This window comes from Lacticaseibacillus zeae subsp. silagei, from assembly GCF_030770335.1.
Taxonomy (GTDB): domain Bacteria; phylum Bacillota; class Bacilli; order Lactobacillales; family Lactobacillaceae; genus Lacticaseibacillus; species Lacticaseibacillus zeae.
The window spans coordinates 774,681-795,912 of the sequence record NZ_CP132484.1 but is presented as its reverse complement, the minus strand read 5'-3'; the positions used below and the strand labels follow the sequence as shown (position 1 = coordinate 795,912).

The 21,232-nt window shown below is 47.8% G+C and carries 20 protein-coding genes; 6 read left to right on the top strand and 14 right to left on the bottom strand.

Annotated features, from left to right (window positions below):
* Positions 1 to 66: 66 nt before the first annotated feature.
* Positions 67 to 2,817, top strand: a complete 2,751-nt coding sequence (locus tag LACZS1_RS03740; protein WP_070650579.1) for a transglycosylase domain-containing protein — start codon at positions 67 to 69, stop codon at positions 2,815 to 2,817.
* A 131-nt stretch (positions 2,818 to 2,948) separates the two neighbouring features.
* Here the strand turns inward: LACZS1_RS03740 and ccpA are convergent, their stop codons facing one another.
* Positions 2,949 to 3,950: a catabolite control protein A gene (ccpA, locus tag LACZS1_RS03735; RefSeq protein ID WP_010493797.1), complete on the bottom strand. Its 1,002-nt coding sequence runs from the start codon at positions 3,948 to 3,950 to the stop codon at positions 2,949 to 2,951.
* Between the two features lie 323 nt (positions 3,951 to 4,273).
* Here ccpA and LACZS1_RS03730 point away from each other — a divergent pair, with 323 nt between their 5' ends.
* The gene (locus LACZS1_RS03730; RefSeq protein WP_070650578.1) at positions 4,274 to 5,377 is read left to right on the top strand and encodes a M24 family metallopeptidase; all 1,104 of its coding nucleotides are present in this window, start codon (positions 4,274 to 4,276) and stop codon (positions 5,375 to 5,377) included.
* 138 nt (positions 5,378 to 5,515) lie between these two features.
* On the opposite strand, the gene LACZS1_RS03725 is transcribed toward LACZS1_RS03730, so the two are convergent.
* From LACZS1_RS03725 to LACZS1_RS03715, 3 genes are all read right to left on the bottom strand, one after another.
* A complete protein-coding gene (locus LACZS1_RS03725) occupies positions 5,516 to 6,037 on the bottom strand; it encodes a transcription repressor NadR (RefSeq protein ID WP_010493793.1) in 522 nt (173 codons plus the stop codon).
* A 144-nt stretch (positions 6,038 to 6,181) separates the two neighbouring features.
* Positions 6,182 to 6,688, bottom strand: coding sequence for a YtxH domain-containing protein (locus LACZS1_RS03720; protein ID WP_010493791.1), 507 nt, complete (start codon positions 6,686 to 6,688; stop codon positions 6,182 to 6,184).
* Positions 6,689 to 6,702: 14 nt separating this feature from the next.
* Complete coding sequence (locus LACZS1_RS03715; RefSeq protein WP_070650577.1) at positions 6,703 to 7,131, bottom strand: DUF948 domain-containing protein; 429 nt, start codon at positions 7,129 to 7,131, stop codon at positions 6,703 to 6,705.
* 751 nt (positions 7,132 to 7,882) lie between these two features.
* Between LACZS1_RS03715 and LACZS1_RS03710 the strand changes: the two genes are divergently transcribed.
* Positions 7,883 to 8,758 carry a mechanosensitive ion channel family protein gene (locus LACZS1_RS03710; RefSeq protein ID WP_029345629.1) on the top strand — a complete coding sequence of 292 codons (876 nt, stop codon included), beginning with the start codon at positions 7,883 to 7,885 and terminating at the stop codon, positions 8,756 to 8,758.
* Between the two features lie 54 nt (positions 8,759 to 8,812).
* Positions 8,813 to 9,718, top strand: a complete 906-nt coding sequence (locus tag LACZS1_RS03705) for a DUF368 domain-containing protein (protein ID WP_070650575.1) — start codon at positions 8,813 to 8,815, stop codon at positions 9,716 to 9,718.
* Between the two features lie 57 nt (positions 9,719 to 9,775).
* Here LACZS1_RS03705 and cbpB read toward each other — a convergent pair whose 3' ends face one another.
* Positions 9,776 to 10,261, bottom strand: a complete 486-nt coding sequence (gene cbpB, locus LACZS1_RS03700) for a cyclic-di-AMP-binding protein CbpB (RefSeq protein WP_010493780.1) — start codon at positions 10,259 to 10,261, stop codon at positions 9,776 to 9,778.
* 317 nt (positions 10,262 to 10,578) lie between these two features.
* On the opposite strand from cbpB, the gene LACZS1_RS03695 reads away from it, so the two are divergent.
* Positions 10,579 to 11,310 (top strand): MIP/aquaporin family protein, encoded by a 732-nt coding sequence (locus LACZS1_RS03695; RefSeq protein ID WP_010493778.1) that lies wholly within the window; start codon positions 10,579 to 10,581, stop codon positions 11,308 to 11,310.
* Positions 11,311 to 11,389: 79 nt separating this feature from the next.
* Here LACZS1_RS03695 and LACZS1_RS03690 read toward each other — a convergent pair whose 3' ends face one another.
* From LACZS1_RS03690 to LACZS1_RS03680, 3 genes are all read right to left on the bottom strand, one after another.
* Positions 11,390 to 11,908, bottom strand: coding sequence for a metallophosphoesterase (locus LACZS1_RS03690; RefSeq protein ID WP_070650574.1), 519 nt, complete (start codon positions 11,906 to 11,908; stop codon positions 11,390 to 11,392).
* Positions 11,905 to 13,359 (bottom strand): glutamate racemase, encoded by a 1,455-nt coding sequence (racE, locus tag LACZS1_RS03685; RefSeq protein WP_093997933.1) that lies wholly within the window; start codon positions 13,357 to 13,359, stop codon positions 11,905 to 11,907. Before racE ends, LACZS1_RS03690 begins: the two co-directional genes overlap by 4 nt.
* A 179-nt stretch (positions 13,360 to 13,538) precedes the next feature.
* A complete protein-coding gene (locus tag LACZS1_RS03680; RefSeq protein WP_093997929.1) occupies positions 13,539 to 14,720 on the bottom strand; it encodes an RNA-guided endonuclease InsQ/TnpB family protein in 1,182 nt (393 codons plus the stop codon).
* Between the two features lie 501 nt (positions 14,721 to 15,221).
* On the opposite strand from LACZS1_RS03680, the gene LACZS1_RS03675 reads away from it, so the two are divergent.
* Positions 15,222 to 15,704 carry a DUF2507 domain-containing protein gene (locus LACZS1_RS03675; protein WP_010493769.1) on the top strand — a complete coding sequence of 161 codons (483 nt, stop codon included), beginning with the start codon at positions 15,222 to 15,224 and terminating at the stop codon, positions 15,702 to 15,704.
* A gap of 147 nt (positions 15,705 to 15,851) precedes the next feature.
* On the opposite strand, the gene dltD is transcribed toward LACZS1_RS03675, so the two are convergent.
* From dltD to trxA, 6 genes are all read right to left on the bottom strand, one after another.
* Entirely contained in the window at positions 15,852 to 17,123 is a 1,272-nt protein-coding gene (gene dltD / locus LACZS1_RS03670; RefSeq protein WP_010493767.1) for a D-alanyl-lipoteichoic acid biosynthesis protein DltD, read from the bottom strand.
* The gene (gene dltC / locus LACZS1_RS03665; RefSeq protein ID WP_010493765.1) at positions 17,120 to 17,365 is read right to left on the bottom strand and encodes a D-alanine--poly(phosphoribitol) ligase subunit 2; all 246 of its coding nucleotides are present in this window, start codon (positions 17,363 to 17,365) and stop codon (positions 17,120 to 17,122) included. The genes dltD and dltC overlap by 4 nt, the downstream gene beginning before the upstream one ends.
* Positions 17,366 to 17,432: 67 nt before the next feature.
* Positions 17,433 to 18,650: a D-alanyl-lipoteichoic acid biosynthesis protein DltB gene (gene dltB / locus LACZS1_RS03660; RefSeq protein ID WP_070650573.1), complete on the bottom strand. Its 1,218-nt coding sequence runs from the start codon at positions 18,648 to 18,650 to the stop codon at positions 17,433 to 17,435.
* Positions 18,650 to 20,170, bottom strand: coding sequence for a D-alanine--poly(phosphoribitol) ligase subunit DltA (gene dltA, locus LACZS1_RS03655; protein WP_070650572.1), 1,521 nt, complete (start codon positions 20,168 to 20,170; stop codon positions 18,650 to 18,652). Before dltA ends, dltB begins: the two co-directional genes overlap by 1 nt.
* 17 nt (positions 20,171 to 20,187) lie before the next feature.
* Entirely contained in the window at positions 20,188 to 20,337 is a 150-nt protein-coding gene (locus tag LACZS1_RS03650) for a teichoic acid D-Ala incorporation-associated protein DltX (RefSeq protein WP_005714493.1), read from the bottom strand.
* 520 nt (positions 20,338 to 20,857) lie between these two features.
* Positions 20,858 to 21,169, bottom strand: coding sequence for a thioredoxin (gene trxA / locus LACZS1_RS03645; RefSeq protein WP_010493758.1), 312 nt, complete (start codon positions 21,167 to 21,169; stop codon positions 20,858 to 20,860).
* Positions 21,170 to 21,232: the final 63 nt, after the last annotated feature.

Here is a 21,232-nt window from a genome sequence, read left to right as displayed (position 1 = left end):
AGAATCCGCTTTATTTTTACGGTATACTAAGGAGTATTAGACCAAAATTTAAGGTGGGACAAGCACTTGAAAAAGTTCGTCGATCGGGTCAAGACGCTTGGGACTCGATTTCGCCGCTGGTTCACGGCATTCGTGACGCGGCGTCCTGATTCCAAAGCTGATTCCAAACATTTAACGGGTAAGACTGCCATTGTTTTTTACGGTAATGTCACGCTTCAAAGTATCAAAAGTATTGTCTATTACTTATTAGGCGTTTTAGGCATTGCGGCTGTTTTCGGGCTCGGCTTATTTGGCGGCTATTTTGTGTCGATTATCGATGCAACGCCGATTCCGACCGAAGCAGCGATGAAGGCAACGCTATCCAACACCAGCCGCACTTCCAGTATGTATTTTGCACATAACGTCAAGCTCAGTGACGTCAAAAGCGACTTGTATTCCACAAAAGTCAGCCTTAACGATATGTCGCCATGGCTGACCAAGGCGATCATTGCCACTGAAGACGAGGACTTTTACCGTCATGACGGGGTTGTGCCCAAGGCGGTGATTCGAGCTTTGTTTTCCGATTTAACCGGCATGGGTAACCAAACTGGCGGCTCGACTTTAACGCAGCAGGTTGTCAAAATGATGTTTTTGAACTCAGAGACAACCTTCAAACGTAAAGCCGCGGAGATCATGTTGGCGCGGCGCCTAAACAATCATTTCAGCAAGAACGAAATCCTGGAAACTTATCTGAATGTTGCCACGCTGGGTCGGAACAACAAGGGGCAAAACATTGCCGGCGTTGAAGCGGCTGCGCAAGGACTTTTTGGCGTCTCTGCAAGTCAGGTGAACCTGCCGGAAGCCGCCTTTATTGCTGGCTTGCCGCAGAGTCCGTTTGTTTACACACCGTATACTGCCAACGGTCAACTAAAAGCCAGCCTTAAATCTGGCATTAATCGGCAACAGACCGTGCTGTTTCGGATGTATCGAGCTGGCGTCATCAGTCACAAGCAGTATGTTGCAGCCAAGTCATTCGATCTAAAAGGCGCGTTCCTCAAGCCGGAAAATGCCGAACAGGATGACAATGAGTATGGGTATGTCTACAACATGGTGCTCAGTGAAGCTAAATCATTATTAGCTGAGAAATTAGCCCAAAATGATGGTCACTCTGCTGCCGACCTTGCCAAAGACAATGCCTTAAACAACGACTATTTGAGGCAAGCAGGCGATCTTTTCGCTTCCAAAAATTACCAAATCAAAAGTACCATCAACAAAGACGTGTACGATCGGATGCAATTTGTGATGCGCGCCACGCGAAATACATTCGGTCAAACCTACACCAGCACTCAGATCAATCCTAAAACCGGCGAAACCGAAACCGTTAAGCATCCGGTTCAAAACGGCTCTGTCGTGTTGGACAACCAAACCGGCGCTGTTCTCGGTTTCGTTGGCGGGGTCTCAGGTGAACTCAATCACATTTACACCTTACGTTCTCCCGGCTCCACGATTAAGCCGCTTTTGGTGTATGCACCAGCGATCGATCAAAAAGTCATCGGTTCGCAGACGGCTTTGGCTGACTTCAAAACCAACCTTGGCAACAATTACAGTGTGACCGATTACGGCGACCAGATTCAAAATCGGTTCATCCCTGCCACCGAAGCCCTTGCCCAGTCCTACAACATTCCGGCAGTTAATCTGTATAAACACATCAAGCCGAACGTCAATGTCAAAAGCTACATGGAAAAAATGGGCATCGATACCCTTACCGATAACGATTACAGCCAGCTAGGCCTTGCCTTAGGCGGTACCGACTATGGGGTCGACGTCAAGGAACAAGCCAGCGCTTTCTCCACTTTTGCTAATGAAGGCGAACACGTTCCGGCTTATGTCATTTCTGAAATCGTTGACCCTTCAGGACACGCGGTCTACCGGCATCAGGTTAAAAAGACCAAGGTTTTCTCCAAAGGTACGAACTACATCATGAATCAAATGTTGAAAAACGTGGTTGAATCAGGAACGGCCGAGAGCCTGAACTATCAGCTGCGCTTCAATACGGACAACCTGATCGGGAAAACCGGTACCAGCAACGATTTCCGCGATATTTGGTTTATCGGTTCAACGCCGGGTGTCACCATTGCCAGTTGGATGGGTTATGACAACAGCAACGGTACCAACTACACGCTTGATGAAAATAGCTCCATGACCAACGAAGCTTACTGGTCGAAATTAGCCAATGCGGTTTATCACACCATCCCTAAGCAATTTAAAGTTGACAAAAAGCTAGCCCGACCAAGTACCGTCAAGTCCGTCACTGTCGATAAACAAACCGGACAACCGGCTGGCACTTTAACTTTTAACGGGCGGACTTACCATACAGGCGGATCAACCGTTACCAGCCTCTACAATGATTGGGAGCCAACTGCGAAAGCCGAATTTGGCATCGGTGGCAGCAAAGACAATTATCAATTGTTCTATGACCATCTCAACGGTAAAAGTAATGGCTATGGCCAGGTTTCTGACGCTAATGGTCGCTCGACCGAAGCCAAAAAAGAGCATCAGGAAACACCGATCACGCCTGAAACCACGGCACCGGCCACAACTGAAAGCAGCCAAACGCCTAGCGTCACGGTGCCTTCCAGCCAGAAAAACCAGCAAGGAACCTCCGAAAACCAGCCAAGTGAACCGCAAACAACGGGAACTGGCGGGACAAACGGTGCAACTGGCACTGGCGGCGAAACAACCGGCACTGGCACGACAACAACTGGCGGTAACACAACTGGTGGCACAACGACCAATAATCAGCAAACCACACCTGCTACAACTGGCAGCGGTCAGTAAGTTCATACTTCATCTTGAAAGCCAAATCAATCCAGTAACGCAAAAATCGGTTCTAAAGACACACATCATCTGTCTTTAGAACCGATTTTTTATTGCTCATGAGGTGCCAAAGCTGATTTCGCTCAACACCTTTATTTGGTTGAGCCGCGTTTCAAAATATCGAAACCTAACATCACGGTTTTTTCTTCGATCTCTTCTTTGTTCATCATCTTTGTCAGCAACCGCATTGCCACCGCGCCAATGTCATAAAGCGGCTGATCAATTGATGTCAGTTGTGGCCGGGTCATTTCGGTTAACTTGGTGTTGTTGCTGGTAATGATTTCAAAATCATCCGGCACCTTCACGCCCTTGTCCAGTGCGCCATCCAAAATGCCGACTGCCAGTTCATCATCGCCGGCAATGACAGCCGTTGCGCCGACTTTCTGCAGCTTACCAAACAATGCCAACCCTGCCTGATAACTTGGCTCATTTTCAAAAATCAGGCTTTCGTCATAGGCAACACCGGCTTTCTCAAGTGCCTGTTTATAGCCCTTGAGGCGGAACTGGCCGTTAATCGGATGGGTGAGCGAGCCGGTCGCCAATGCCACCCGCTTATTACCGCTCTCCAGTAATTGGTGCGTCGCTTCTTCAACCGCGGCCACGTAGTCAATATTGACACTGCCAACCTGTTCATCTGGATCAATCGAACCAGCCAGTACAACCGGCGTTTTGCTCCGGGAAAATTCAGCGCGAATCGAATCGGTCAATTCATGACCCATGAAAATCAACCCGTCAACCTGCTTGGCTAACAAGGTGTTAAGTACGGAAACTTCCTTTTGGTTATTTTCATCCGAGTTCGCCAAAATAATGTTGTATTTGTACATGGTTGCAACATCATCAATCCCGCGGGCCAGGCTTGAGAAGAACATGTTCGTGACGTCGGGAATAATCACGCCGACAGTTGTCGTTTTCTTGCTGGCCAAGCCGCGCGCCACCGCATTCGGCCGGTAGTCGAGGCGTTCGATAACCTCTAGAACTTTCTTGCGGGTAGCCGGCTTCACATTCGGGTTACCATTAACCACTCGGGACACCGTCGCCATCGATACATTTGCCTCGCGGGCAACATCATAAATTGTTATTGTTTGTTTTTCCACTTTATTTTCTCCTTAGTCGTGAGTATGAAAATCACGAAACATCTATTTACATTCCAAAATAGCAGAATGAGAAAGGCAATGCAAGCGTTTTACTGAATTTTCCATGAAATTTTCACAAACGGGCTTTTCAGAAAGTGTCTCTCAAGGCTCGTGATATACTGGTAAGGAAAGTTGCATCAGGCATTGAGATTGGTCCCCTTATTGTGCGGGTCATTTTCAGTGCCTGAGCAATTGGCGCGTTAATATCACGGTGCATCACAAAATGCGGTAAAAGATTCGCTTTGCATGATATTTTGTGCTGTGCCCTTTTGAGGAGGACCACGATGAACGAGCATTTAGCAGCATTACAAACCTGGGTCGGCGAAGAAGGCCTTGACCTTGCCTATATCAGTGACCCAGTCAATATCAATTATTACACGGGCTTCTTCCAAGATCCCGAAGAACGGATCACCGCCTTAATCGTCACCCCGGACAAGGATCCTTTCCTGTTTACCCCGCAATTAACCATTGAGGAAGTTAAAAAAGCCGGCTGGCCTTATCAGGTGTTTGGCTATCTTGATCACGAGGATCCGTTTGCCGTTATGGCGACCCATATTAAGGCCGTGAACCCTAATCCAACCAAGTGGGCGATCGAAAAGGATAACCTCGCTGTCTTCAAATTTGAAGCCATCATGAAGCAGTTTCCTGATGCGACTTTTCCGATTGATGCTTCCCGTTTCATTGAAAAGCAACGGTTAATCAAAACACCAGCTGAAATTAAACAAATGGAAATCGCCGGTGCTCAAGCTGACCGCGCGTTCCAAGCCGGGTTCAAAGCGATTAAAGCCGGTGCCACCGAACAGGAAGTCGCTGCCGAGATTGACTATGCCATGATGAAGGAAGGCGTCATGCACATGAGTTTCGGCACCATCGTCCAAGCTGGCGTAGATGCGGCCAATCCGCATGGCGAACCGATGGGGACGAAACTCGCGCCAAACGAACTGGTTTTGTTTGATCTTGGTACTGACAACCATGGGTACATGTCCGACGCCACCCGTACCGTCGCTTTTGGCCAGGTTACCGGTAAGCCGCGTGAAATTTTTGATATTTGTTTAGAAGCGAACCTGACTGCCATGGATGCCGTTAAGCCGGGATTAAAAGCATCTGAACTCGACAAAATTGCCCGCGACATTATTACCAAAGCGGGTTACGGCGAGTACTTTAATCACCGTTTGGGTCATGGTATCGGCATGTCCACCCATGAGTTCCCATCCATCATGGAAGGCAACGATATGATTCTACAGCCAGGCATGTGCTTCTCGATTGAACCCGGTATTTACGTTCCTGGTGTCGCTGGTGTTCGGATCGAAGACTGTGTCCACGTCACGGAAACCGGCTGCGAACCTTTTACCCACACATCAAAGGAATTCACTGTCATTAATGGTTGATAACGCCGAGTTACTCGTCGGAAAAAGATGAACAGGGCGCTAATATCAAAAATGGTCCCAAAGAGGTAGACGCTGCCTTCTCGGGACCATTTTTATGTTGTTGACTGCTGCTGTTTTTGCCTCTACCACCGAAATTGTCTAGTCTGCTTCCGACTGTTCATATAAAATGCCGGCCTTGCGCAGTGCTTCTTTAATTTTGGCGATATTCCGTTCATTTTTAACGCTAATCGTGTGCAAATGAATGCCACCGGTTAACTCGGACAGCAAGCGGCCTTGATAACGCGCTAGGCGACTCAAAAACAGCTTCATATCGGCAACGGTGCGAATATTTAGCTGGCCGCGTAACTGACCATATAACGGATGCTCGACCAAAACATCTTCAATCCACCCGCCGTTGTCGAGGATCAGCTGCAGCTCCTGTTCCGTTTGCTCCGGCGTGTGTTTGCAAGGAATCAAAAATTCATGGGCAGCAGGGTGGGACAACGTATAACCACGCGGCGTCGCAATGATCGGCTCGCCTTGGGCCCGCAAAAGCGCAATATCGCCGACAATGGTCTGACGACTGACGGTAAACCGCCGTGCAAAACTCGACGCACTGAGTGGCTCAGCCGCAGTACTTAAAGTAGCTTTGATGTGTGCCTGACGTTCGCTATTTAGCATAGTATTCTCCCTCATTCATGATCAAAATGATTCAAACAAATTCAGCTACGATGCTAAAAGCGACAAACGAAAGGCGCTCACGTCGGGGTGTCTTTCGTTTGTCGCCATTTTTAATATTCAAAATCTTGTGGTTATTAGTGCTGATTAATCGGTGGCTTCAGATTCAGAACTTGCCGGTTTGGCCTCAGATGCGGCGGCCCCACTAACTGGCTTTGGTTCGGTCGGTTCCGGCACTTCATCGGTGCGGGTTTCACTGCCTTCATCGTCATCCTTGGCTTGGGCAAACGCACTCTTACCGTCCAGCACAATGTCATCAAAATCAGCTGAAGTATCCGTATCCGCTGCAGTATTCAATTGATCGCGCAATTGCTCGGTCGCAGCATCATAATTAGCCAACGCTTCTGACCCATCGGCATCATTCCCACGCGCCTTCAAGTCATCGACAAAATCCGTCGCGCTTTGCTTCCAATCCGCACTAGCCTCTTTGGCGTAATCATAGTAATCAACCGCACGATCGGCTAAATTCGCGGAAGCATGCTTAACCCGTCGCTTTAACTCGTCACTGGTTTGCGGAGTCAATAAATAAGTCGTTGCTAAGGCACTGGCAGCTCCGAATACAAATCCAAGCAAAAAATGTCCTTTTTTAGCCATGATGATTCCCCCTGCTATTCATTATGATGTTTCTTTTTGGTCAACATTGAAAATGCTTTGGCACCCATACGTGTCGCAACCGTCGCCTTGGCCCCGTTCTTGGCACCATGAGCAACGCGTTCGGTCAGATTACGCGTTGACTGGTTCAGATCGGAAACACTTTCACCAAGTTCGCCAATTGCAGTAAAGACCGGATCAACTGCCGCCACCTTGCCATTTACATCTTCAAGAAGGGTATTGCTCTTGGCAAGAAGGCCTTCGATTTCCTTCGTCAAAATGCCAAGCTCCCCGTTGACCGTGTTCAACGTCTTATTCGTCTCGGCAACCGTTTCCTTAACTTCCTTGGTCACACCCGAAACCCGAATCGCAATGACGGCAATCGCCAAAGCAATAATCAAAAAAGCAACCGCAGCAATGATCCAAGCAATCTCTCCACCTGACATGCAACACCCTCCATTTCAAACCAGTTGGTTACATCAATCATAACATCGAGGGGAGAGTGGTGCAAAAGATTTAAGAGCGCGAGCAGGCCCGGTTAGAAACCTACACATAAGTGGCCTCGAACCTAAATGGCTGGGTTTGGGCCATTTAGGTTCGAGGTCCTTATGTGTAGGTTTCTGGGCCTGCGAGCGCGTTTCGGAGCCGGATTGCCTTCCAATCCTTATCCCCGCAACACTTGGGTTTTGGCCATTTAGGCTTGAGGTCCTTACACGTAGATTTCTGCGACTGCAAACGCGTTTCGGAACCGAATTGCCTTCCAATTCTTATCCTCTTTGGCCATCACGCCCAAGGTACTTACACGCAGGCTTCTGCGCCGGGGATCGCGTTTCGGAACCGGATTGCCCTACAAAATTTATTCCCCCAATACCTAGGCTTTGGCCATTTAGGTTCGAGGTCCTTATGTGTAGATTTCTGGGCCTGCGAGCGCGTTTCGGGCCGGATTGCCCCGCAAAGCTTATTCCTCCAATGGCCCGGCTCTGCCCATTGCAACCAATGCCCTCACACGCCGCCCCCTGCGCTATCGAAAACATCCGAAACCGAATTACCTTACCACACTTACTCCCTACCACCCTCACCCACCCCTTCTCCCACCAAAAGTAAAAACTTATCCGCATCATGACAAATCTCCAGCAGATCCGCCCCGGTTCTGGTAAAATAAAGCCAACACCAAGAGGAGGTCGTCACGTGACAGGCATGATGTTCACGGCAACGACCGTAACTGAACAACCCAATGTGTGGTTACGGTATTTTAAAACCATCAACTGGGATAAAATTGCCGGAACCCTGATTGATAAGGTTCTGTCGTTGCTATTCTTTTCGATTTTATTTCTTGCACTTTATCGTTTAGGCCAGTTCGCCATCAATCGGGCTTTTAAAAGCTATCAACGGCGCGCCCATTTATCAGGTACCCGCGTCAAAACCATCCATACCCTTTCGCGCAATCTCTTTTTCTATTTTGTGCTCTTCTTCTATTTTTACGCGATCCTATCAACGCTGGGAGTTCCGGTGGGTACATTACTTGCCGGTGCGGGCGTGGCCGGCTTGGCAATCGGCTTTGGTGCCCAAGGTTTCGTCAATGACGTTGTGACTGGTTTCTTTATTCTATTGGAAGCGCAGTTTGACGTTGGCGATATCGTCAAATTAGGCAAAATTTCCGGAACGGTCACGAGCCTTGGCCTACGCACCACGGTGGTCAAGAGTTATGACGGTACGGTTAACTTCATCCCTAATCGCAACATTACAATCGTCAGCAACCTTTCCCGCAGTAACATGCAGGTACTCATCAAGTTACCGCTTGAACCGACTGTCGATCTTAATTTGGTCCGCAAAACCATTGAACAGGTCAATACCGACCTGGTTCCAAAATTCTCGACCATCACCGAAGGCCCGGATATTCTGGGTCTGACGGAGGACCAAAATGGCACGTTTACTTACCAAGTCCTCTTCTACGCGGAAAATGGTGAACAACTCAGCTTACAACGGACTTTTCTCGCTGCTTACATTGCGGCGCTAAACTCTGCGGGCATTCATGTGACCACGCCGCCGATAAATTTACAGGCTGGCTCATAAACAGTACGCCTTTTTAACCATACTCATGCCAAAATCCATTTATAAGGAGATGTTATGCTAAATTTCATCAAAGGTGCCATTATCGGCATTGCACTTGTCATTCCCGGTCTTTCCGGCAGTATTTTTGCCGTTGTTGTCGGGCTGTATGACCGCCTCTTACAAGCAGTGAATCACTTTCGCGCCAACCCCAAGAAAAATTTGCGTTTCTTGGCACCGATTGGCTTAGGAGCCGTCGTTGGCATCTTGGTTTCCACAAAGGCCGTCCTAGTCGTTACCACGCATTGGCCGCTGCCAAGTTATGGTTTCTTTATCGGGTTAGTGCTAGGCATCGGCCCGTTTATTTATCGCAAATTGGTGCTCAAGCCCTTCACTTGGTGGTACCTCTTACTGGTGGCTGGAGGATTTGCCGGTATTTATGGACTCGCCAAGCTTGGCGGGACCCAGCCGGAGAACCTCATTGCCATTCAGCGTCTGAGCAGTGTTAGCGATGCTGGTGTGATGGCCTTTGCTGGCATCTTCGCTGTATCGTTAATGGCCATCCCTGGTATTTCCGGCTCCGTCATGCTGATGGTTATTGATCAGTATGGAACCGTCTATAATGCTGTCAGCCAGCTAGGTGATGCGGCCCGAGCATTTGCTTCTGGTAACTGGGCGGCTTTTAATGCGGCTGTGGGCTCAGTGGCGCTGCTGCTGCCCTTCATGCTTGGCGCCATTGTCGGTCTGATTGCGGTTGCCAAATTGATGGCGTATTTGCTCGAACATTTCGAAACCCAGGTTTATTATGCTGTATGCGGTATTGTTGCCGCAGCAGTGGTCATTCTGATCGAAACTGGCATCGCACCTTATTGGCCGGCTACTGGTATGGTCGTACCCGTACTTTTTGTTGTTGTTAGCCTCATCATCGGCGTTTTAGCGACCATCTTCCTAGATAAACCGGAATCCAACGCAGACGCTGACTAGTGTCGACAACAAAAAAAACCAGCATACAGATTTGTCCGCATGCCGGTTTTTAAGGGACTAAGATTCTTTTTCAACGACTGACGCTAAAGGTTCCAGTTGGAAATGCTTGTCGATGTTGTGACCAATATTGTTGATGCCTTTCATCACCTCACGCCGGGTCACGATGCCGGTGAAGTACCCGTCCTGAACGACCGGAATGAACGGGTTGTCGACGAGCAAATGTAAAACGTTCTCCAAGTCATATGGGTCACTAATTGTCGCCACATCAGTCTCCATGACATCTTTGACGGTCATGGTATCTAGCGACTGAAAACTGATATGGTCCAGCCCCAACATCGTTTCGGTAATCATCGGCAGTGAAATGAGCCCTTTGAACTTCGAGTCGTGATCCAAAACCGGAATTTTCGCATAGCGCACCTTGGTAAGAACAAGAAACGCATGACTCAATGGGTTATCTTCGGAGACCGTTGCAACCATATCTGCAGAAATCATAAAGTGATGACGATTTTCAATCAGCATATTGGCAATGGCTTGATTTAACATGTGGGTAGCTCCTTTTTAACATTCTTGGTTTAAGTACGTTAGTCAAAAAGTTAGATTAGTTAACTTTATTGCTTCAGTTTACCGCTTATCCATGCCGGTGCCATCCGTCAAAAGGCGGAAACACCATATGGTTATTTTACCATGAATGACATCAAGGAATTTCGATCGTCGTTATTCATAAGAAATACGACAACTTTTTGGTGAGCGTGAGCCAGCCCGCTTAGAAGCCGGAAGAACACTTTATCCAAGCAACAAAGCAAATCAAAGTAAGCACCATGCACATGCTAGCAATGAATGAATCATTTGGAGGGGTAAAAATGACATATGATCTAGGCGTGCGTTTGGCCGCCGAATTTATTGGCACTGCCATTATGGTTTTGTTAGGAAATGGCTCCGTTGCCAACGTCGATTTGAAGGGTACCAAAGGAAATGGCTCGGACTGGCTGCTGATTGCGGTCGGCTACGGCGCCGGAGTCATGATTCCTGCCATGATGTTTGGCGCCATTTCCGGCAACCACATTAATCCTGCGTTTACGTTAGGTTTAGCTGCCTCTGGCATGTTCCCGTGGTCTGAAGTGTTGCCGTATATTGTGGTCCAGATGGCGGGGGCCATGGTTGGACAGTTGTTCGTCGTTGCGGCTTACAAACCGCATTACGATCTCACGACCAATACCCAACACATTCTTGGGACATTTAGTACGATCAGTGCGACGAAGAGCAAACTAAACGGTTTCGTCAACGAATTTATTGGTTCGTATATTCTTTTCATCGGCGCCCTTGGTATCACCAAAGCACCATTCTTCCAAGATAATCTTGGAACGGCACACATGGGCTTAGGTTTCCTTGTGGCGACATTAGTGGCATCACTGGGTGGCCCAACCGGACCGGCATTAAACCCGGCTCGTGATCTCGGCCCACGAATTCTGCACGCGCTTTTGCCATTAAAACACAAAGGCAGTTCCGACTGGGGATATGCCTGGGTGCCTGTAATTGCGCCAATCGTCGCGGCCATTCTCGCGGTTTTCACCTACAAACAACTCTTTATGTAACAACGATCTGATTCTTCAAAAAAAATCGGCTCTAGCAATTGCCGCTAGAACCGATTTTTAATTATCTCAAACATGCCGATCATGCCTGCAAAAAGTCGCGGCTTAATGGCGCAACGATGCTGCCGTCCCGCTTCAAAAAATCAACGTGCACTTTGTCCTCTGTCCAGGAAACTGTGGCGTAAGTACCGCCTAAATTGGCGAACTGACCGCGGGGCTGACTAATCGAGCCCGGATTCAAAATCACCATACCGGCGCGCTCTTCCACGCCAAGTTGATGGGTATGCCCGAAAATCACCAGCTGGGCGTGAGCCGCTTCGCCAGCAGCCATGAGCTTGTCCAGCCCAAAGTTCACCCCAAACCGATGGCCGTGCGTCATAAAAATCGTGATACCTTTAACCGTCGTTGTCACACTCATGGGAAAATTAGGATCAAAGTCCATGTTCCCCTCAACCGCATGATACGTTTGAAAAAGCGAATCATCTGCAGGTAACTCCGAATCGCCAGCATAGAAATAACCATCCAGATCCGGCTGCTGTTTCAAGATTGTCGCAAGAACTTCACGATCGCCGTGCGTGTCGCTTACTGCCAGAATTTTCATATCTCTTCCTCCAACCATGCCTGCCAAACCTTTTCCAGTGACCGCATGGCATTACCGCGATGACTAATCTGATTTTTTTCTTCGGCAGTCAGCTCTGCCAGTGTTTTACCTAGTGACGGCACCAAGAAAAATGGATCGTAGCCAAAGCCGTCAGTTCCGCGCGGGATGGCCGTGATTTGTCCAGAAAGATCACCATGAACCACCAGATCGGCTTCCGGATGATCCGGTTTTGCCAGCACCAAGGTTGTATGGAACGTGGCGGTTCGCGCATCGTCAGGAACATCGGCTAAATTGGCCAAAAGTTTGGCATTGTTCGCCGCATCGTTATGCCCATCGCCAGCATAACGGGCTGAACGAATGCCCGGTTGACCATCCAGCGCATCAACCATTAAACCCGAATCATCGGCAATCACCGGTAGCTGGAGATCTTTTGCGTACTGGTCGGCTTTTTGCCGCGCATTTTCTTCAAAAGTCGTGCCAGTCTCGTCGACAGTCGGGACGCTGGGAAAATCAGCCAGGCTTTTAACCGTGACGCCAGCAGGCTCAAACATCGCCTTAAATTCTTTTACTTTACCGGGATTTTTGCTGGCAACCACGATGGTTTTACCAGTTGGCATATCTGCCGCGTCAACAAAGTGGGTCGGCTCTGATTCAATATTAACATGCTGGGCGTGCATGGGAGCCTTCAATTCAAGCCATGCTTCACCTAACTGATCAAACATGGAAGGGGCGCCTGTCGTATAATAATCGTGCGTGGGCGTTTCATGGCTGTCATTGGCCAAATCAAAATAATCAAGCAGCATCGAAACATCATTAACGGTTTCTGCGCCTGAGTCAATTAAAGTGACGCCGCTGCCCATCACGTTTTGAATAATCGGCCGTAAAATCGGGTAATGGGTGCACCCTAACACCAGCGTATCAATGTCGGTGTGCAACAGCGGCTGCAAAGTATCCGCCACCACCCGCTTGGCGATTGGCGAATGCGCCTCGTTACTTTCTACCAGTGACACAAACTTGGGCGCGGCCAGACTGGTTAGCCGAATGTCCGGCGCTTTCGTCCGCAAAGCCTGGGTATAGGCACCACTTTTAACCGTTCCTTCTGTCGCGATAATGCCGATATGGCCGGTGCGCGTTGCTTTTAAGGCCGCACGACTGCCCGGCTTGATGACGCCGATCACCGGGATCGATAGCTTGGCTTTAATCAACGGTAAAGCCGCCGCTGTCGCCGTGTTGCACGCAATGACCAGCATTTTAATATGCTTGGTGAGTAGAAAATTAACCATCTGCCAAGTAAATGCCTGAACCTGTTCGGCGGGTCGCGGTCCATATGGCAGACGCGCTTGGTCACCTAAATAAACCGTATTTTCGGCCGGTAACTGATGCAAGGCTTCTTTCACAACGGTCAAGCCGCCGACACCTGAGTCAATAAATCCGATTGGTTGCTTGTTCATCATGATGAATCTGCTATATAAACTGTGGAAGGATGTCTCTTTGACACCAATAAAGGTTTTATATATTTCCTTTCTTGATTGACAATCCTACATTTCATTTAGTCCCGTCAACAACGGTATTCCCACTCTGAAATAATTCATCATGACAGTGACCGTCTCCTGAACTTTAAGGGTATAGCCTACCCCGTAACCTTTGATTTCGCATAAGCTATCAGATTCTCAACAGCATTTTCGTCGCGCCCCAACCTCACCCCACACTGGTAACAATGATAATCATCGTGACCCGTACGATGTTTCAAGTTGCCGCTTAGCGTGACCCGTTCATCAGCCGTTTTCACATAACCGCAGCGGGAACAGCGTTGAGTACTAGGGTAAAACCGATCCGCTAACACTAACGTATTCCCATACCAGTCGGCCTTGTATTGCATGATCATTTTAAACTTACCAAACAATGACCGATGCAGGTTCTTCGCGAGACGTTTATTCATGCGCATGTGTTGATTGTCTAAGTTCTCAATCCCAATTAAGTCATAATCAGTGACGAGCATAGTCGTAAACTTTTGCAGTAAATCCGTTTGAATCCGCTCAACTCGTTGGTATTGACGCTTCAACTTGGTTCTCGTTGTGCGATAAGCCTTGGAGTTAAAATGCTTGGGACTTACTTTCCGTTTGCGGGCTAATTGGCGCTGATAATGAGCAATACGAGTGTAAAGCACTGGCAGACGTTCAGGCAAGGTGGGTTGAGTGGCATAGCCAGTTGACGTTTGATAGTCAAACTTGCCGATGTTGGCATCAACCCCAGTGACCGTTAGAACCGGCCGCTTTTCAACAGAAGTTTGAACCTCAATTGAAAAGGAGGCATAGTAACCGTCAGCGTCTTGAACGACACAAACCTGTTTCAGTTCTCCTTGCCAACGCGGTTGCTCAGCTAGTTTGATGTCATACCAGGCACCAGCACCATGAGGTTTATCTAAACGTAACTTGCCTTTCACAAGTCGCGCGCGATCCGTTTTGAACGTTTTGCGGGATCGTTTCTTAGATTTCCAGTTGGGTTTATCGTGATCTGGCATCTTCGGATTGAAGTAGTTCTTCCAAGCCTTACTTAAATCGTTTACCGCGAGCTGCAAAACTCGGGCTGACTGTTCATACTGCCAATCGGCTTTGTTCCAAACCAGCTCATCGCGCACTTTGCGTTCATTAGGCCGCAACGTTTTATCCGCCATTACTAGGGATGCATCGTACATGCCATTCCAAGTTTCGAGGGCCTGATTCCAGCAAAACCGGCGATAGCTAAACAATCGCTCCAGTTCACGCCGCATGGTTGCATTGGGATAGAGCTTGATCTTATGCGTTTTAATCAAAAGTTGTCACCTCCTCTCAATTGGCTGGTTAAACGCTACTCGAGAGGAAGCTTAGAGTAGACGTTCAAACCAATGTTAGTTAGCGGAATTTTGGTAAGAACCATCATACAGTACCGATTCAGGCTATTGTCAATATATTTCGCAGATTAACTTGGTTTGAACACACGGACAGCTTCCACTTAATTATTCTATCCATGTTGTACCGCTTGATTCCATACTATTCGACATATTTGAGTGCTGTTAACATCCTCCTTTTGAAACTTCAATTTAAGGTATCGCCGTTGGTTAACATCGATTACCACGCTAGCCTGTTAATAAATCGCAAAAATCTAGCGTGACCCCCGACTGAAAACACGTGACGGCCCCTGATACTTATCTGTCGCGATAAAACTCTGAAACTTCATTGTGAGTTTAAATCTTAAAAAAAGCAAGCGTTCAGAAAAGCATGTTTTTAAACCCATTTTTCGGCTATACTAGACGAATAGAAACAGGAGGCACAACATGGCAAAATCTGATTATACCACCCTGCTGAACCTTCCCGGCTCGGTCTCATTCTTTGCGGTAACGGCAATGCGCGATCTAATGTTGCCGAATATGCTGGGTGAAGAACAGCACCATATTCTCTATTGGTCAGGGCGTGATTTGGCAACCAAATTACCAGTCGATGAAACCGCCTTACCGCAACTCTTTACCCAGGTTGGTTTCGGTACATTAACGCCGCTCAAACAAAAGCGCCAGGAGCGCCAATATTTGCTGGCTGGAGACGTCGTGGCAACCCGTATTCGTACATACGATGACCCAGACTTTCAACTTGAAGCCGGGTTTTTAGCCCAATCATTGCAACAGGTCTTGGGCTTTGCCGTTGAAGGCGGCAGTGCGATTCAACGGCGCGACCAAAACGTTGTCCTAACCGTTGTCATGGACAATCAAGACTCGCAACCTACTGCCGATCATCTCATTGATCTGGCGCCCGATGATCAGTAACTCCCCTTCAGGTCGACCATCAACTTAAGGGATGACCGAACAACTTGAATTAGACGCAATCATGCAAAAGCGACCCCGAAGACGCCATTCGTCTTCGGGGCCGCTTTTTGTCAGGCACGAATATTAACTATCGCTATTTTCAGAACCTCAGTCTAGGCCATTGGCTGACCGCTGTTGCCAACTCTTCGTGTAAAACTGGTCGTTAAGTTTGTAATGAACGCCAGTTGCCTTATTCGTTTTAAGGAACGGCCGAACTGTCTGATCCATTTTAAGCCAGCCGCGCCAGCCAATATGAATCGTATCTTCCATGAAGTACGGTTGCGCACCATCTTGGCTTAAGTCCAGGACATGATTAAAGCCTTGTGTTTTCAGCTGATAATTCAACTTCGTCACGGTGTCTTGGATCATGTTCATATCCAAGCCGGTATACGCTGCCCACTTGGCATTGATTGGCGGAATGACAAACAAAACTTCCATGTGCTTTTTCGCAAAGGTATTCAAAACCAGTTGCAGATCAGAATATTCCGGCGATTTCACATAACTCCAGTGCGCTTGTGACCCCTCCAGCTTAGGCAAATTCTTTTTAACTCTTTTCGAATAAAAGTCATTCTTGAGTCCAAAAGGATTGTTCGTCGTCTCCTTCATGCCTATCTGTGTCGCCACACCGTCTAAGTCGTCAACATCATACTTAGCCGGCAACTGTTTGGCCGCTTTATTCAACTTAGGCTGGTTATTATTTAAAAACAGCTGCGAGAACAAAGCATCCTGATGATCAGCCATCGGACTTTTAACTTGCTTCAAATACCAATACTGGGCATCCGACAGCTTCTGTCCGGCAGCGATGTTCTTCAACGCACCATTGGATATCCGATCCGAGTTAGTCGAAGGAAATTGTAATAGTCGGCGCGCTGCATAGCGATCCGCTTCTGAATTCGGATTCGCATGCAGCAGGAAAGTTGTCAGTTGCGCCGGTGAAAAGAAGAAGTCAAACTGCGCCTTCCGCACGCCGCCAGGAACAAACCATTGCGGCGACAGCACCATCACGGCCTTTTTTCCATTCACATGTGTCAAGGCATTGACCGATAAGAAATGCGTCAGCGATTGAGTTCCGGCCATTCCCATAAGAAACGGACGATAGCTGCGATGATACTTTTGCGCCAACACGGAAGGATGAAAAGCATCCATCCGCGACAATTCGGATGACCCAATGAACGGGACATAATTCTCGGCCATGGCTTCATTTTTAATATTTTCGCCTTTAAGCACGTTGGCCGACATTGAGCTGGCTGCCTGCCTGATCGTCGCTTGGCTGCTGCTGCCAAACTTAAATGGCACGAGCATCAAGGCGGCGACCAGGATCACAGCGATCAGCAGCGGGCCAAGTCCGCGCCAAAGGATCTTCCCGATCGGTTTTTTCATTGTGCTTGTTCGACCTTTGCAATGATTTTATTAGGGGTATCCCATTCCTTACGATCAAATTCCGAAACCGGTGCATTCACACCATATTGACTTTGCAGTTCCAACAGCAGCTGTACGGTCCCCATTGAATCCAACAGCCCGGTTTCAAACAAGTTCATATCCAAATCCTTTTTCACATCGTCAGAACCGGTTAAATCAGCCAAAATATCCAAAACACCATTTTTAATTGATTCGTCTGCCATTATCAACTACCTCTTTCTTTTCAACTCCAGTCGGTCATTGAGCGACCGGCCATTTACCACAACATTTTTAATGGAACCACAGTGTGTCCAAGAACCCGGAAAAAATCAAGAACGAAAGGCAGACTGCATTTGCTGTCATGAAAATAGCAAAGTAATGCGTCGCCTTATTGTGCGGGAAGAAGTCTTTGTGCTTCTTCTTAAAGCGCAGCCAGGCATCGGTCAAATTGATGAGCATGGCGTGGAACAACCCGTAAACGATGTAATACCAAGTTTCACCATGCCAGATACCCATAATCAGGAATAACACCAGATAACCGACAAATGCTGTCGAGACCCGTGATTTCAGCCACTTATGCTTCATCACGAAGAACACAAACCGCATGTAGATGTAGTCACGGAACCAGAAGCTCAGACTCATGTGCCAACGATTCCAGAAGTCCTTAATGTTATAAGACATCCATGGCTTGTTGAAGTTCATTGGCGTCTCGATGCCCATCAGATACGAAATGGCTACTGCGAACAAACTGTAACCGGCAAAGTCGAAGAACAAATACCCAGAATAAGCGTACATGACGCCGACAACTGGCCAACTGAGTCCCAAGAATGCCCCACCGCGGCTTGCCATCGCCATATGCTCGACGGAAGGCAGCCACAGCGTTCCAAAGATGTAACCCAAAATGAACTTGTAAAGGAACCCGAGCATCAGATAGTGCATCGCTTTTGTGACTAGCTGGGCATAATGTTCAGGATCAGGGACCCGATCATAATCTTTGACGAAGCGGCGATAACGGTCAATCGGGCCGCTTGAGATCGTTGGGAAGAACAATAGAAATTGGACAAACTTCCACATATTCAGGTCTTTGATCGAGCCATCCCGGATTTCCATGATCGTTCCGACGACACGGAAGGTCAGATAACTAATTCCCAGAAAACCCAGAATCGAGCCGTGATGTTGGAACAACGGGGTAAACTTGACAACCGCTAACTGGGCTATGCCTAGCGCAACGCTGAGATAGAACACCGCGGTCGAATTTTTCGACCCTTCTCGCGTGCGATACTTGAAGTAGGCATATACCAGCAACAGGTTGAAGACAACATAGCCCAACAGTGCCTTACCCTGTGGCCACTTGTCAGCGTCAAAAATCAGAACCAGGAACACCAGTGAAAAGATGCTTTCATACCAATGCATCCTGAAGCCTTTAAACATCCCGATGATGACCGGCAGCAAGGCGATGATCAAATAGAGAAAATACTGTGGATTCTCATATGGTTGTAAATTCAGCATTAGTGATTTACCTCTGCAATCAGTGCTTTGCGATCAACCTTACCGTTCGCTGTCAATGGTAATTGATCCCGATAGATAATGCGTTGCGGAATCATATATTCCATCACCATCTTGCTTAACTCGGCTTTAACAGCCTGGGTCAACTTCATATCACTATCGAAGTCGTTGGGTTTGGCAACCGCAAAAGCGATTAATTGTGCTACTTTATGATCCTTATCGTACCGCGGCACCGTTGACGCCTGCTTGATGTACGAAACCTGATTCAGGTTATGGTCAACATCTTCCAGCTCAATGCGGTAACCGTGCAATTTAACTTGAAAATCGGTACGACCACGATAAAAGATCATGCCATCTGCCGTCATCGTTGCTAAGTCACCGGAACGATACCCCCGCTTACTGCCAACTTTGAAGAAAGCTTTCGCGGTTTTATCCGGATTATTGAGATAACCCTTAGAAACACTTGGCCCGACAATCATTAACTCGCCTTCCGTATCAGGCGGCACTTGATTGCCTTGCTCATCAACAATGAAAATGTCGGTGTCAGGCTTGGCATACCCAATTGGCAACCGCGGATATTGATCGACAATTTCCTGCGTGATCGCCATACCGGTCACGGCAACCGTTGCTTCAGTCGGACCATAAGTGTTATAGACCGTTGCTTTCGGGAAGCGGGTAATCAGCTCCTGTGCGGTCTTATTGACAAGTTCCTCACCGCAGAATAGAAAATGCGTCAGATTCGGATAATTTTCCTGTTTAAAGTTCGGATCTAGTAAGGCAATTTCGACAAATGACGGGGTTGAAACCCATTCATTCAGACCGAGCTGTGGCAGCGTTGCAAATAAGTCTTTAAAATTGTCGGTAACTTCTTTTGGCAAAGCCTTTAACGTGCCGCCAAGTACCAATGTCGGATACAGATCCATGACACTCAAGTCAAACGAATACGGCGGTTGGGACATCGAAACGACGCCTTCCTGGAGGCCAAAATCGGAGATATTCCAATTAACATAGCTCAACAGATTCTCGTGGCTGATCTGAACGCCTTTTGGTTTGCCGGTTGTGCCGCTCGTGAAAATGATGTAGTAGTTATCGTCTCCGGTGACGGCATGTTGCAAGGAACGAATCGGTTCATGCGTCTTTTCAGCGTCATGGAGTTCCGGTGCCTTAATAATCTGGACGTCTGGAACCGTAATCGGCAGCGGTGCGACTTCAATGACGGCCGGTGCATGGGCAACATCCTGGACCTGCGTGATCCGTTCATTCGGACTGTGCGTATCGATCGGAATGTAGGCATGCCCTGATTTTGAAAGCCCAAGGAAAACCTCAACCATATCAAAGGTTTGTCCGCCATACACAATGATCGGCTGACCATCTGGCAAGGTTTCCGCAAAGAAACCGGCCAAGCGATCACTGCCGTCTTTTAACTGCGCGTAGGTGTACTGTTTACCTTCATAATCATAAGCCACGCGCGTTGGATGCTCTGCGGCGACCCGATCAATCGCTGTGATGACATTATCGATCATCTCGGTTTTCCCCCTTTTTAGAACTCGTTATAGATGAATTTACTGTTATTGATGCCACTGTATCCGTATAGATAAACCAGAACCAGCAGAATCACGAAATACGTGACGGTCCAAAAGATGAACCGAAATGTGGGATTTTCCCACACTGCTTTTAATTTTGCGAACATCTTGTCACCCCACGTTCTTAATTACACGTCTATTATAGTTTTACAGAAAACGCCTCGCCAACGAAAAGCGTAACAATCACCTAACAGTTTCGTAATGTGAACCAGACAACTAACTACCGGGCTTCAACCCAAACAATTGTTTAACATCTCAAAGTTCCTGTTATACCAACGTCGGACGCGTTTATGCGTGTTCAATACAGGTCGTTTCCCAGGCTAAACCACCACGATGAAATAACCCTAATATAGCGATTACATCTGAAAAATCCCACTGATTTTCCTCGATTTGGATTAAGATTCGTCTTTTTATCATGTTTTTTATATCCACAGTGAACGGTATTTGCTTTAATCCCAAATTTTTGAGTCTCACCAATCTGGTTATGAAAAAGAAAAGACGCGTAACTTTCGCACAAACCTGCTTGTGTGCTAAAAAGTTACGCGTCTTATTTGACACTTTTAAAAAAAGGCCACAGCCTTATTCAGACTGCTGCCTATGACCAGAATGTTGGTCCTTTTGCTTCAATTAAGCGGTGTACTTGTTCAGTGTTGCATCGAGCTGATCTTTGGTTTGATAGCCAACCAGCTTCTCGACAACCTTGCCATCCTTCTTGATAACAAGGGTCGGGATCGCCATAATGCCAAATGACTTTGGTGTCTCCGGGTTGGCGTCGACATCCATCTTGACGAACTTAACGTCATCGCGGCTTTCGGCTAACTTTTCGATCACTGGGCTCTGCATACGACAAGGGCCGCACCATGTCGCCCAAAAATCGGTTAGGGTGACGCCAGTGTCGGTCTCCGTCTTGTAGTTTGAATCTGTAACTGCTTGAACCATGAACGGATTCCTCCTCTTACTTTTTGTAACTAAATAATAGCACATTCACTGGTAAAATACTAC